Annotated in this window: 11 protein-coding genes; 4 read left to right on the forward strand and 7 right to left on the reverse strand. The window is 47.9% G+C overall.

Annotation, left to right across the window (positions count from 1 at the left end):
• Positions 1-162: 162 nt before the first annotated feature.
• The 7 genes from ihfB to BSPA111_RS22240 all read right to left on the reverse strand — a co-directional run bounded on the left by ihfB (position 163) and on the right by BSPA111_RS22240 (position 7,542).
• On the reverse strand, positions 163-450 hold the full coding sequence (gene ihfB / locus BSPA111_RS22210; RefSeq protein ID WP_034494322.1) for an integration host factor subunit beta: 288 nt from the start codon (positions 448-450) through the stop codon (positions 163-165).
• Positions 451-540: 90 nt separating this feature from the next.
• Positions 541-2,217 carry a 30S ribosomal protein S1 gene (rpsA, locus tag BSPA111_RS22215; RefSeq protein WP_183273283.1) on the reverse strand — a complete coding sequence of 559 codons (1,677 nt, stop codon included), beginning with the start codon at positions 2,215-2,217 and terminating at the stop codon, positions 541-543.
• 195 nt (positions 2,218-2,412) lie between these two features.
• Positions 2,413-3,099: a (d)CMP kinase gene (gene cmk / locus BSPA111_RS22220; protein ID WP_183273284.1), complete on the reverse strand. Its 687-nt coding sequence runs from the start codon at positions 3,097-3,099 to the stop codon at positions 2,413-2,415.
• A gap of 179 nt (positions 3,100-3,278) precedes the next feature.
• A complete protein-coding gene (locus tag BSPA111_RS22225) occupies positions 3,279-4,037 on the reverse strand; it encodes a M48 family metallopeptidase (RefSeq protein WP_183273285.1) in 759 nt (252 codons plus the stop codon).
• 203 nt (positions 4,038-4,240) lie between these two features.
• Entirely contained in the window at positions 4,241-5,524 is a 1,284-nt protein-coding gene (gene aroA / locus BSPA111_RS22230) for a 3-phosphoshikimate 1-carboxyvinyltransferase (RefSeq protein ID WP_183273292.1), read from the reverse strand.
• Between the two features lie 79 nt (positions 5,525-5,603).
• Positions 5,604-6,689 carry a 3-phosphoserine/phosphohydroxythreonine transaminase gene (serC, locus tag BSPA111_RS22235; protein WP_183273286.1) on the reverse strand — a complete coding sequence of 362 codons (1,086 nt, stop codon included), beginning with the start codon at positions 6,687-6,689 and terminating at the stop codon, positions 5,604-5,606.
• A gap of 160 nt (positions 6,690-6,849) precedes the next feature.
• Complete coding sequence (locus tag BSPA111_RS22240; RefSeq protein WP_183273287.1) at positions 6,850-7,542, reverse strand: DUF421 domain-containing protein; 693 nt, start codon at positions 7,540-7,542, stop codon at positions 6,850-6,852.
• A gap of 138 nt (positions 7,543-7,680) precedes the next feature.
• Here BSPA111_RS22240 and ycaO point away from each other — a divergent pair, with 138 nt between their 5' ends.
• From ycaO to pflA, 4 genes are all read left to right on the forward strand, one after another.
• Positions 7,681-9,438 (forward strand): 30S ribosomal protein S12 methylthiotransferase accessory factor YcaO, encoded by a 1,758-nt coding sequence (gene ycaO / locus BSPA111_RS22245; RefSeq protein ID WP_183273288.1) that lies wholly within the window; start codon positions 7,681-7,683, stop codon positions 9,436-9,438.
• 406 nt (positions 9,439-9,844) lie between these two features.
• On the forward strand, positions 9,845-10,702 hold the full coding sequence (gene focA / locus BSPA111_RS22250) for a formate transporter FocA (protein ID WP_183273289.1): 858 nt from the start codon (positions 9,845-9,847) through the stop codon (positions 10,700-10,702).
• Positions 10,703-10,755: 53 nt separating this feature from the next.
• Entirely contained in the window at positions 10,756-13,038 is a 2,283-nt protein-coding gene (gene pflB, locus BSPA111_RS22255) for a formate C-acetyltransferase (protein ID WP_183273290.1), read from the forward strand.
• A gap of 200 nt (positions 13,039-13,238) precedes the next feature.
• Complete coding sequence (gene pflA, locus BSPA111_RS22260; protein ID WP_183273291.1) at positions 13,239-13,979, forward strand: pyruvate formate lyase 1-activating protein; 741 nt, start codon at positions 13,239-13,241, stop codon at positions 13,977-13,979.
• Positions 13,980-14,124 lie beyond the last annotated feature (145 nt).

Consider the following 14,124-nt stretch of genomic DNA (forward strand, 5'->3'; position numbering starts at 1 on the left):
CGTAACGTGAAACGAGATCAAGAGCCTGCCCGATATGCATAAAAAAATCCGGAAACGAAGAACATTTCCGGATTCTTACACAGCTACTGGATCGATCAACTGATCCTTAACTGATCGGCATTACACCCGTAGGTGCCGTTTTTGAGGATTAAATCCGAAGATTTAATTACCGTAAATATTGGCGCGGTCACGTAATTCTTTACCTGGTTTAAAGTGTGGAACGTACTTACCTTCCAGATCAACTTTATCGCCAGTTTTTGGATTACGTCCGGTGCGAGGTGCGCGATAGTGTAAGGAAAAACTGCCGAAACCCCGGATTTCAATACGCTCACCTTGGGCGAGTGTAGAGGCCATATGCTCCAGCATCTCTTTCACTGCATCTTCTACAGCTTTCGCCGGGATGTGAGATTGCGAAGTTGCAAGTCTTTCTATCAATTCTGACTTGGTCATGATTCCTCCGGTTTCCTTTCAGGAAAATTAACTTACAGCTATCAATCGAACAAGGGCGGCCGTAGCCGCCCTGATTTAGTGCTCAGACGATTACTCGCCTTTAGCTGCTTTGAATGCTTCAGCCATAGCGTTAGAGAAGTTCGGTGCATCTTCCTGTTTGTTGTTAACAGAAGCGATTGCATCTTTCTCGTCAGCTTCGTCCTTAGCACGAACAGACAGGCTTACAACACGGTTTTTACGGTCAACGCCAGTGAATTTAGCTTCAACGTCGTCGCCTACGCTCAGAACCAGAGTTGCATCTTCAACGCGGTCACGGGAAGCTTCAGAAGCACGCAGGTAGCCTTCTACGCCATCTGCTAATTCAACTGTAGCACCTTTCGCGTCAACTGCTGTTACTTTACCAGTAACGATAGTACCTTTCTTGTTCAGTGCAACGTAGTTGTTGAACGGATCTTCTGCGAGTTGTTTAACACCCAGGGAGATACGCTCACGCTCTGCGTCAACTTGCAGAACCACAGCCGCGATTTCGTCGCCTTTCTTGTATTCACGAACTGCTTCTTCGCCTGTAACGTTCCAGGAGATATCAGACAGGTGAACCAGGCCGTCGATGCCACCGTCCAGGCCGATGAAGATACCGAAGTCAGTGATAGACTTGATTTTACCTTCAACGCGGTCGCCCTTGTTGTGGGTTTCAGCGAACAGCTGCCATGGGTTAGATTTGCACTGCTTCAGACCCAGGGAGATACGACGACGTTCTTCGTCGATATCCAGAACCATAACTTCCACTACATCACCAACGTTAACAACTTTGGATGGGTGGATGTTTTTGTTGGTCCAATCCATTTCGGAAACGTGAACCAGACCTTCAACGCCTTCTTCGATTTCTACGAAGCAGCCGTAATCAGTCAGGTTAGTCACGCGACCAGTCAGTTTGGTACCTTCTGGATAACGCTTAGCGATAGCGACCCATGGATCTTCGCCCAGTTGTTTCAGACCCAGAGACACACGAGTACGCTCACGGTCGAACTTCAGTACTTTAACGGTAATTTCATCGCCAACATTCACGATTTCGCTTGGATGCTTAACGCGTTTCCATGCCATATCAGTGATGTGCAGCAGGCCGTCAACGCCGCCCAGATCAACGAATGCACCGTAGTCAGTAAGGTTCTTAACGATACCTTTAACTTCCATGCCTTCTTGCAGGTTTTCCAGCAGTTGATCACGTTCTGCGCTGTTTTCAGATTCGATAACTGCACGACGAGAAACAACAACGTTGTTACGCTTCTGGTCCAGCTTGATGACTTTGAACTCAAGCTCTTTGCCTTCCAGGTGCAGAGTGTCACGTACCGGACGAACATCAACCAGGGAACCTGGCAGGAACGCACGAATACCGTTCAGCTCTACAGTGAAGCCACCCTTAACTTTGCCGTTGATAACACCGACCACAGTCTCAGCTTCTTCGTAAGCTTTTTCCAGCGTGATCCAAGCTTCGTGACGCTTAGCTTTTTCACGGGACAGCAGAGTTTCGCCAAAGCCATCTTCAACAGCGTCCAGAGCAACATCAACTTCGTCACCAACCTGGATTTCCAGTTCGCCAGCAGCATTTTTAAACTGCTCGGCTGGAATTGCAGACTCAGATTTCAGACCGGCGTCAACCAGTACTACGTCTTTGTCGATAGCAACTACAACGCCACGAACGATGGAACCCGGACGGGTTTCGATTGTTTTCAGGGATTCTTCAAAGAGTTGAGCGAAAGATTCAGTCATGTTGTTAATCTTCAAGGTTCTTTAGTTTAACGTCCATTTAGCATCCCGCCGAATGGGGTTGTTTCACATACCCCGCCATTGGCTCCATGCCGACAGGGTTTAGGTTACAGGGGTAAAAAACTACCCGATATGTCAGGATACCACTATGGCAATATCATGACAAATATGACAAAACTTTCACCAGCGCAATATTCTCTATTGCGCTGGTGTTAAAATTTTCTGCGCATATGTCAGCGCTTGTTTGATGACATCGTCAATGGACATACTGGTAGAATCCAGCACCAGCGCATCAGCAGCTGGGACTAACGGTGCTATTGCACGGTTGCGGTCACGGTCATCACGTTCTTTAATTTCTGCCAAAAGGCGCTCAAAGTTAACACTAAAGCCCTTCTCCTGCAACTGTAGCATACGTCGGTGAGCACGCTCTTCAGAAGATGCATCAAGGAAAATTTTTACTGGTGCATCAGGGAAAACGACGGTCCCCATATCTCGACCATCAGCAATCAGGCCAGGCGCATCTCTGAATGCGCGTTGACGGCGCAATAACGCTTCACGCACACGAGGAAAAGCAGCAACTTGAGAGGCAGCATTAGCCACTTCCTGAGTACGGATTTCGGCGCTAACATCTTCCCCTTCGAGGATAACTTCCAGATTGCCATTGTTGGCAACAAAGCGCACGTCAAGGTGTGCTGCCAGGGGAACCAACGCGTCCTCAGAAGTCACATCAACCTGGTGATGCAAAGCCGCTAATGCCAGAACTCGATAAATTGCTCCAGAATCAAGCAGATGCCATTGCAACGCTTCCGCCATAGCTTTACACAGCGTGCCTTTACCTGCGCCGCTTGGGCCATCAATCGTTATTACCGGGGCGGGTGCCGTCATCGTACTCTCCTCTCGCTGGAATTGCGGACCTAAAATAGAAACGCCGCATATTATACGCCGCCACAATCCTGACCGTTATCTTTCCTGCCAATTATCGTCGTTAATGAGGCTAAGTGTAGAATAATTGTGCGACTGGAAGCAGGGCTGGTAAAAACCAGCCCCAAAATCAGAGAGGGTGATTATTTTTTATCAGCTGCTATGCGATCACGAATATGCTGAGCTCGTTCAGTTGAAGGTGGGTGTGAATTAAACATCGATTTTGATTCTCCACCACTGAGCGTTGCCAGTTTGTCAAAACTGGAAGCGAGTCCCTGGGTATTAATTTTGCGTTTTTTCAGCAAATCGTAAGAGAAGTCATCAGCTTCCGACTCTTCACTACGTGAGAATGTGGCATTAATGACACCTTCCGCCAAATCACCGAGCTGCGACTGGGAGAGCTGGGAAGCAACACCACTGGTTGCAGAAATGGCATCACGAGCGGCCATTGTGGCATAAGCCGTTTGCATTTTTTCAAGCGAATGACCCAGAGCAACATGCCCCATTTCATGCCCTAACACGCCTTCAACTTCGTTGTCAGACATCATGTCCATCAGGCCGCTGTAAACGCGTACGCAGCCGTTTGCCATGGCCCAGGCATTCACATCACTGGTCAAATACACTTTGTAGTTGACTGGCGTGCCATTAATTTGGTTACCCAGTGATTTGGCGATTTTATTAAGACGCTTCGTGTACTTGCTTGACTTGCCTGCAATCTGGCTTTCGCTATCCATCTCTTTGCAGGAATTATTTGATATAGCTTTAACGTCTGCGTCACTCAATGTTGCCGCTTTATAAGCTGACATGGTCGAACTTGCCAGCTTGTCGCCGTTCATGTTCTTACATCCCGCCAGAACACCCGCTATCAGAGTAATCAGCAATACTGCTTTAACATTCTTCATAATTATCTTCCGTTGACTAATCATAATCAAAACAACTCAATGATTTATAAAGTAAATCTTAAAGAGGTTAACAGCGGAATAGACTGATGCAATACAAGAGGGGGATTCGAATTCGGAGTTGCACAAGTGCGGTATTACACAGAGGAACACGCCCCGGCTGTTAATCTGACCGGAGCGTCGCTTAGGATATTATGTCAATGTACTTACGCTAATGTACTAATGCGCGCTAACTGCTCGAAATAGTCCGGGAAGGTTTTTGCGGTACATTTCGGGTCAAGGATAGTGACCTGTGTGTCTGACAACGCCACCAGCGAGAAACACATCGCCATACGGTGATCGTTATATGTTCCGATTTCAGCAATTTGTAGCTGGGCTGGCGGAGTCACAGTGATGTAATCCTCCCCTTCCTCCACTACGGCTCCCACTTTACGCAGTTCAGTCGCCATCGCGCTCAGTCGGTCAGTCTCTTTTACACGCCAGTTATAAATATTGCGCAGCGTGGTGGTGCCTTTGGCAAATAAGGCAGCAGTAGCGATAGTCATTGCCGCATCAGGGATATGGTTCATGTCCATATCGATAGCATTGAGTTCACCACGTTCGCAGGAGATGAAATCATCGCCCCAGGTCACTTTAGCGCCCATTTTTTCCAGTACATCGGCAAAGCGAATGTCACCCTGGACACTGTTGCGACCGATACCCGTTACTTTTACCGTACCGCCTTTAATGGCACCGGCAGCCAGGAAGTAAGAAGCCGAAGAGGCATCACCTTCTACCAAATAAGCGCCAGGGGAGACATACTGCTGGCTACCACGAATGACAAAACTACGGTAGTCGCGGTTTTCCACATCCACACCGAAGGTTTTCATTAGATGTAAAGTGATGTCGATATACGGTTTTGATACCAACTCACCTTTGATAGTGATTTCAGTGTCGTTTTTCGCCAACGGTGCCGTCATTAAAAGCGCCGTCAAGAACTGGCTGGAAACACTGCCATCGACAGCTACCTGGCCACCGCTAAAACCGCCGCGTAAACGCAACGGTGGATAATTTTCTTGTTCCAGATAGTCAATCTGAGCGCCACCCTGGCGCAAAGCATCAACCAGATGGCCAATCGGACGCTCTTTCATGCGTGGTTCACCGGTCAGCACAATATTGTTGCTTCCCAGGCACAATGCCGCCGCAAGCGGACGCATTGCAGTCCCTGCATTACCTAAGAACAATTCCAACTCACCTGTCGAATGCAATGGGCCGCCCATGCCAGTGACTTCGCAACGCGTACGATCGGCAGAAAGTGTATAGCTGACTCCCAATGCTTTCAGCGCGTTGAGCATATGGCGTACATCGTCGCTATCGAGCAAATTAGTCAATTCAGTGGTGCCATGCGCCAATGCAGCAAGCAGCAGCGCGCGGTTAGACACACTTTTTGAACCAGGAAGGTTAATCGTGCCGTCGACCAGTGCGATGGGTTGTAACGTCAGGGATTCCAGCATGGGGAAAATACTCTCAACTCAAACAGAATAAAAACCCCGCGAGCCAAGTCGCGGGGAGAATAACAACGAGCAACGATTAACCGTGGCGACGTTCGAAGTCGACCATGAAAGCAGTTAACGCTTTAACGCCTTCAAGTGGCATCGCATTGTAGATAGAGGCACGCATCCCACCCACAACACGGTGGCCTTTCAATGCATGCAAACCGGCAGCAAACGACTCTTCAAGGAAGACTTTATCCAGTGCACTATCAGCCAACTGGAACGGTACGTTCATACGTGAACGGTTGGCAGGCGCAACATCGTTACGATAGAAATCGCTTTTATCAATCACGCTGTATAACAGGCTGGCTTTCTCACGGTTGATTTTATCCATGACTTCCACACCGCCTTGTTCTTTCAGCCATTTAAAGACCAAACCTGACAGATACCAGGCAAAGGTAGGCGGAGTGTTGAACATGGATTCGTTTTCATTTAGCACGGTGTAGTCAAGAATGGACGGGCACGCTTTGTGCGCCTTGCCGAGCAAATCTTCACGCACGATAACCAGCGTTAAACCTGCCGGGCCGATGTTTTTCTGTGCGCCCGCGTAAATTACGCCAAAACGGCTAATGTCCAGCGAGTGCGACAAAATGGAGGATGAGAAGTCCGCAACCACAACTTTATCGCCAAAATCTGGCGTTTCGTGAGTGGCGATGCCATCGATGGTTTCATTCGGGCAGTAATGCAGGTAAGCACTATCTTCAGAAACCTGCCATTCGCTCATCGGCTTGAGTGCGCGCAAGCCGTCAACCGACACTTTCGCATCAATAACATTTGGGGTGCAGTATTTATGCGCTTCTTTTACTGCACTGCTTGCCCAGTAACCACCATCCACATAATCAGCGGTCGTTTTGTCACCCAGCAAATTTAAAGGTACGCCAGCGAATTGACCGCGACCGCCACCGTGACAGAACAAAACTTTGTAGTTCGAGGGGATTTGCAGCAGATCACGAAAATCTTTTTCAGCTTCAACAGCCACCTGAATAAACTCTTTACCACGGTGGCTTATCTCCATAACGGAGGTGCCTAAACCTTGCCAGTCGCAAAGCTCACTTTGCGCACGACGAAGCACATCAGCCGGTAGCATCGCCGGGCCGGAACTAAAATTGTATACCTGAGTCATTTCCCCTCACCACGCTTAGAGCAATAAGATTTTTCACGAGATCGGTTTTATCACTCAGATGAAGAGGCTGCAATGGTTAATCAGGCAAGACCGAGTAATGTGCGCAAAATCACACAACAGAATCAACCAGTCACTGCATGAAACACCCGATATATTCCCGTCAGGTCACTCTCGAGGCGGTACTGGCCTTTACCCAAACTTTATGAGTACAGCGCGGGCAAGTGGATTCGTCGCCGGCCTTCAACGTAATGACTTCACTGCAATGGATACAAGCATAATCAGCATCTTCTGGCATTTTGATGAATCGTTCACAGCAGTGCTCGGGCAAAATAGGTAAACCCGGTCTGACGAGTTTATCAGGGAAGAAATAGACGCTTATTTGGCCATTGGTTTCCAGTATCGCCAGACGGACTTGCCCAAGGTGCTCGACGCCCAGCAAGCGAAGTTCCATAAAAAACTCAAATTCCGTCATGTTTTGCGACTTCATTTTTTCCCAGGAAAACTCCCCTTCCTCGATAATGACTGAAGGTTTGCCCTCAAACAGGTTTTCAAGTTTTTCGCTGTGACTCATCAGCCACATCACCAAACGATATAGCAGGCCCAACGTGACGAAAACAATCAGTACCGGTAACATCGGTACGTCATGATAAAACGCCACATCCCCAGCCGCCGAGCCAAGGGTTAAGATTATCAACACTTCAAACAAAGACATCTGCCGAACGCCACGTCGTCCCGTTATCTTTAAAAACAGAAACACCAATATAAAGGTGTAGAGGCTGCGAAAAGCGACTTCCCAAAGGAAATCGAGTGGGACGTCGTTTAAAGCCATCCGCTGGAGATCAAAGGTCTTCATTTTTACCGCCATAACAGTAGGTTACTGACAGTAAGCATAGCCTGTTATGCTATTGCCGCCTGCTTGCTGCTGACAATGGCGTCAGTCTGCTAAAACCCGTATCATTGCGCGCTTTGCGTACGACAAAAGTGAAACCTCATGACTCAAACCTTTATTCCTGGCAAAGATGCCGCACTGGAAGATTCCATCGCTCGCTTCCAGACCAAGCTCGCCGACCTTGGCTTTAATATTGAAGAAGCCTCCTGGTTAAACCCGGTCCCTAACGTCTGGTCGGTTCATATCCGTGATAAAGACAGCGCGTTGTGCTTTACCAATGGTAAAGGTGCAACTAAAAAAGCTGCGTTAGCTTCCGCTCTGGGTGAATATTTCGAACGTCTGTCGACAAACTATTTCTTCGCTGATTTCTGGTTGGGCAAGACCATCGCCAATGGCCCGTTTGTGCATTATCCAAACGAGAAGTGGTTCCCAATTCCAGAAAACGAACAGTTACCAGAAGGTATTCTCGACGATCGCCTGCGCTCGTTTTACGATCCTGAAAATGAAGTCACCGCGGGTATGCTTATCGATTTGCAGTCAGGTAATGAAGAGCGTGGTATCTGCGCCCTGCCATTTACCCGTCAGTCCGATCAAGAAACCGTCTATATTCCGATGAACATTATCGGCAACCTGTACGTTTCAAACGGAATGTCTGCCGGGAATACCGCAAACGAAGCTCGCGTACAGGGGCTGTCGGAAGTCTTCGAGCGCCACATTAAGAATCGCATTATTGCTGAAAGCATCAGCCTGCCAGAAATTCCACAAGAAGTGCTGGCTCGCTATCCTGGCGTAGTGGAGTCAATTGCGACACTGGAAGCTGAAGGCTTCCCTATCTTCGCTTATGACGGTTCATTAGGCGGCAAATATCCCGTTATCTGCGTTGTACTGTTCAATCCAGCCAATGGCACTTGCTTTGCCTCATTCGGCGCACATCCAGACTTTGGCGTGGCACTGGAGCGTACGGTAACAGAACTGCTTCAGGGTCGTGGCCTGAAGGATCTTGACGTGTTCACTCCACCAACGTTTGACGACGAAGAAGTTGCTGAACATGCCAACCTGGAAACTCACTTTATCGACTCCAGCGGTCTGATCTCCTGGGATATGTTCAAGCAAGATGCTGACTACCCATTTGTTGACTGGAACTTCTCTGGAACCACTGAAGAAGAATTTGCCACGTTGATGGCGATTTTCAACGCAGAAGATCAAGAAGTTTACATCGCTGACTACCAGCATTTAGACGTTTACGCTTGCCGTATCATCGTGCCTGGTATGTCCGATATTTATCCTGCAGAAGACCTGCTGCTGGCTAACAATAATATGGGCTATCACCTGCGTGACACTATTCTGGCGCTGCCTGGAAGTGAGTGGGAGAGGCAAGATTATCTGGATCTCATCTCTCAATTAGATGAAGAAGGCCACGATGATTTTACCCGTGTACGTGAGTTGCTGGGTCTGGCGACAGGTAAAGACAATGGCTGGTACACCTTACGTATCGGTGAATTGAAAGCGATGCTGGCACTGGCCGGCGGTGACACTGAACAGGCGCTGATCTGGACAGAGTGGACGATGGAGTTCAACGCGTCTATTTTCAGCGCTGAACGTGCTAACTACTATCGTTGCCTGCAAACGTTATTGCTGCTTGCAATTGAAGAAGATCGCCAGCCGTTGCAGTATCTGAATGCCTTCATTCGTATGTATGGCGCAGAAACAGTAGAAGCAGCAAGTGCTGCATTGAGTGGTGAAGCACCATTCTATGGCCTGCAAGCCGTCGACAGCGATTTGAAAGCCTTCCCAGCCCATCAGGCGTTGTTAGCAGCATATGAAAAACTGCAACGCGCAAAAGCGGCTTTCTGGAAATAAAGCCACAAACTAAAACTCAAGCTGCGTAAACCTTAAGGTTTACGCTATATTACGGGGCAATTTTTTATTGCCCCGTGTTTTTATTGGCCGCGTAATAATTTCATTTGTGACTCAATAGTTAAATATTGGTGAAATATTATTATTTTAAGCTACAAATAATGTTGCGAAATTACTGAAATACTCCATTCTAATTAACCTGACACAGGAGCTTAAAGGCTAAATATCAAATTACATTATAAATTTTAAACTTTATTTTTATTATTAAAATCAACAATTTAAACTGAAAAACAGGTAATCACCTGCTTTTTTCAGGCCTATAAGCTTGGCGAGATATGATCCATATCAAATTTTACTCTATAATGCTTTGTTAGTATCTCGTCGCCGAATTAAATAAGAGAGAGTTAGTGTGAAAGCTGACAACCCTTTTGATCTATTGCTCCCAGCCGCTATGGCTAAAGTCGCCGAAGATGTTGGCGTCTATAAAGCAACTAAACACCCGCTGACCACGTTTTATTTAGCGATCACCGCGGGCATGTTCATCTCGATTGCCTTTGTCTTTTACATCACTGCCACAACCGGCACTGCAACCATCCCATTTGGGATTGCAAAGCTAATTGGCGGTACTTGCTTCTCCCTGGGGCTTATCCTCTGCGTTATCTGCGGCGCCGACCTGTTCACCTCTACGGTGTTAATTGTGGTCGCTAAAGCCAGTGGACGTATCACATGGGGTCAACTCGCGAAGAACTGGATTAACGTTTATGTCGGTAACCTGTTTGGCGCGTTGATGTTCGTCGCATTGATTTGGTTGTCAGGTATGTATATGACTGCCAACGGTGCGTGGGGTCTGAATGTGTTACAAACCGCAGACCACAAAATGCATCACACTTTTGTTGAAGCTGTGTGCCTCGGTATTTTAGCTAACCTGATGGTCTGTCTGGCTGTCTGGATGAGCTACTCTGGCCGCACTTTGATGGACAAGATGTTTGCTATGATTCTCCCGGTCGCCATGTTTGTTGCTTGTGGTTTTGAGCACAGTATCGCAAACATGTTCATGATCCCTTTGGGTATCGTAGTACGCAACTTTGCAAGCCCGGAGTTCTGGACTGCAGTAGGGTCGTCTCCGGACAATTTCTCTCACTTGACCGTGTTGAACTTCATCACCGACAACCTGATCCCAGTCACTATCGGGAACATTATCGGTGGCGGCGTACTGGTTGGGTTGACGTACTGGGTAATTTATCTGCGCGGTGGCGATAAGCACTAAGTGCTAACCAACGTGTAGGGAATAAGAAATCCACATTAGAAGGTAGGTGTTAAATGTCCGAGCTTAATGAGAAGTTAGCCACAGCCTGGGAAGGTTTTGCCAAAGGTGAATGGCAGAATGAAGTCAACGTGCGTGACTTTATTCAGAAAAACTACACCCCTTACGAGGGTGACGAATCCTTCCTGGCAGGTGCTACTGAAGCAACTACCACGCTGTGGGACAACGTCATGGAAGGTGTTAAACAGGAAAACCGCACTCACGCGCCTGTTGATTTCGACACTGACCTCGCTTCCACCATCACCTCTCATGATGCTGGTTACATCAACAAGTCCCTCGAAACTATCGTCGGCCTGCAAACTGATGCTCCACTGAAACGTGCAATTATTCCGTTTGGTGGCATCAAAATGGTTGAAGGTTCTTGCAAAGTATACGGTCGTGAACTTGACCCAATGCTGAAGAAGATCTTCACCGAATACCGCAAAACCCACAACCAGGGTGTGTTTGACGTTTATACCAAAGACATCCTGAACTGCCGTAAATCAGGCGTAATCACCGGTCTGCCGGATGCTTATGGCCGTGGTCGTATCATCGGTGACTACCGTCGCGTTGCGCTGTACGGCATCGACTTCCTGATGAAAGACAAATTCGCTCAGTTCAATTCTCTGCAATCCAAACTGGAAAACGGCGAAGACCTGGAAGCGACAATTCGTCTGCGTGAAGAAATCTCCGAGCAACACCGTGCTCTGGGTCAGATCAAAGAAATGGCTGCTAAATATGGCTGCGATATCTCTGGTCCTGCTAAAAACGCTCAAGAAGCTATTCAGTGGACTTACTTCGGCTACCTGGCTGCGGTTAAATCTCAGAACGGCGCTGCAATGTCCTTCGGTCGTGTATCCACCTTCCTGGATGCATACATCGAACGTGACCTGAAAGCAGGCAAAATCACTGAAGTTGAAGCACAGGAAATGATTGACCACCTGGTCATGAAACTGCGTATGGTTCGCTTCCTGCGTACCCCTGAGTATGATGAGCTGTTCTCTGGTGACCCAATCTGGGCAACAGAATCTATCGCTGGTATGGGCGTAGATGGCCGTACTCTGGTTACCAAATCTAGCTTCCGCTTCCTGAACACCCTGTACACCATGGGTCCTTCTCCGGAGCCGAACATCACCATTCTGTGGTCTGAAAAACTGCCACTGAACTTCAAGAAGTTCGCTGCTAAAGTCTCCATCGATACCTCTTCTCTGCAATACGAGAACGATGATCTGATGCGTCCTGACTTCAACAACGATGACTACGCAATTGCTTGCTGCGTAAGCCCAATGATCGTTGGTAAACAAATGCAGTTCTTCGGTGCTCGTGCAAACCTTGCGAAAACCATGCTGTATGCAATCAACGGCGGCGTTGATGAAAAACTGAAACTGCAGATCGGTCCTAAAGAAGCACCAATCATGGCTGATGTTCTGGACTACGATAACGTCCTGGATCGCCTTGATCACTTCATGGACTGGTTGGCTAAACAGTACGTCACCGCGCTGAACATCATTCACTACATGCATGATAAATACAGCTACGAAGCGTCTCTGATGGCTCTGCATGACCGTGACGTTGTTCGTACCATGGCTTGTGGTATCGCAGGTCTGTCTGTTGCAGCTGACTCCCTGTCTGCAATCAAGTACGCGAAAGTTAAACCAATTCGTGACGAAGATGGTCTGGCTGTAGACTTCGAAATCGAAGGCGAATACCCACAGTTCGGTAACAACGATTCTCGCGTAGATGACATCGCTGTTGACCTGGTAGAACGTTTCATGAAGAAAATTCAGAAACTGACTACTTACCGTAACGCTATCCCGACTCAGTCTGTTCTGACCATCACCTCTAACGTGGTTTATGGTAAGAAAACCGGTAACACCCCAGACGGTCGTCGTGCTGGCGCTCCATTCGGTCCAGGTGCTAACCCAATGCACGGTCGTGACCAGAAAGGTGCTGTTGCCTCTCTGACTTCCGTTGCTAAACTGCCGTTTGCTTACGCTAAAGATGGTATTTCTTATACCTTCTCTATCGTTCCTAACGCACTGGGTAAAGACGACGAAGTTCGTAAGACTAACCTCGCGGGTCTGATGGATGGTTACTTCCACCACGAAGCGTCCATCGAAGGTGGTCAACACCTGAACGTGAACGTAATGAACCGTGAAATGCTGCTGGATGCGATGGAACACCCTGAGAAATATCCTCAGTTGACCATTCGTGTTTCTGGTTACGCTGTACGTTTTAACTCCCTGACTAAAGAACAACAGCAGGACGTTATTACCCGTACCTTCACTCAAACCATGTAATTCACGGTTTGTCTGAAAAGGCGTAGAATAAAGGCTCCACTCCGGTGGGGCCTTTTCTTATGTATGAACCGGTTTTGCAAGATAACTGCTACGTTTAAGTTATCCTGCAAAATTGATTCGACGCGGCAATCTATACACAGACCGCGCTCAACCTGGTTCTTGCTTTAAAAGCATGGACCAATACTGGAGAGAACACCGCAATGTCAGTAATTGGCCGAATTCATTCCTTTGAATCCTGCGGTACCGTGGATGGTCCCGGTATTCGTTTTATCACCTTTTTCCAGGGCTGCCTGATGCGCTGCCTGTATTGCCACAACCGTGATACATGGGACACACACGGCGGTAAAGAGATTACTGTTGAAGATCTGATGAAGGAAGTAGTGACCTATCGCCACTTTATGAACGCTTCTGGCGGTGGTGTCACAGCTTCAGGTGGCGAAGCTATTCTGCAAGCAGAATTTGTACGTGACTGGTTCCGCGCCTGTCGCAAAGAAGGCATTCATACGTGTCTCGATACCAACGGTTTTGTCCGCCGCTACGATCCAGTGATCGATGAGTTACTGGAAGTGACCGATTTGGTCATGCTGGATTTGAAACAGATGAATGACGAGATTCACCAGAATCTGGTCGGCGTGTCGAATCATCGTACACTTGAGTTTGCACGCTACCTTTCTGATAAAAATATCAACGTCTGGATTCGATACGTCGTCGTTCCTGGCTGGTCAGACGATGATGATTCTGCGCATCGTCTCGGCGAGTTCACGCGTGATATGGGCAACGTAGAAAAAATTGAATTGTTGCCGTACCACGAGTTGGGCAAGCACAAATGGGTAGCAATGGGCGAAGAGTACAAACTTGATGGTGTGCATCCGCCGAAGAAAGAGACTATGGAACGCGTAAAAGGCATTCTGGAACAATATGGTCACAAAGTGATGTACTAAAAAAAGCCCCTCGCAAGAGGGGTAATGCCGATCAGTTAAGGATCAGTTGATCGATCCAGTAGCTGTGTAAGAATCCGGAAATGTTCTTCGTTTCCGGATTTTTTTATGCATATCGGGCAGGCTCTTGATCTCGTTTCACGTTACG

Source organism: Buttiauxella sp. A111 (genome assembly GCF_014189855.1).
GTDB lineage: Bacteria > Pseudomonadota > Gammaproteobacteria > Enterobacterales > Enterobacteriaceae > Buttiauxella > Buttiauxella selenatireducens.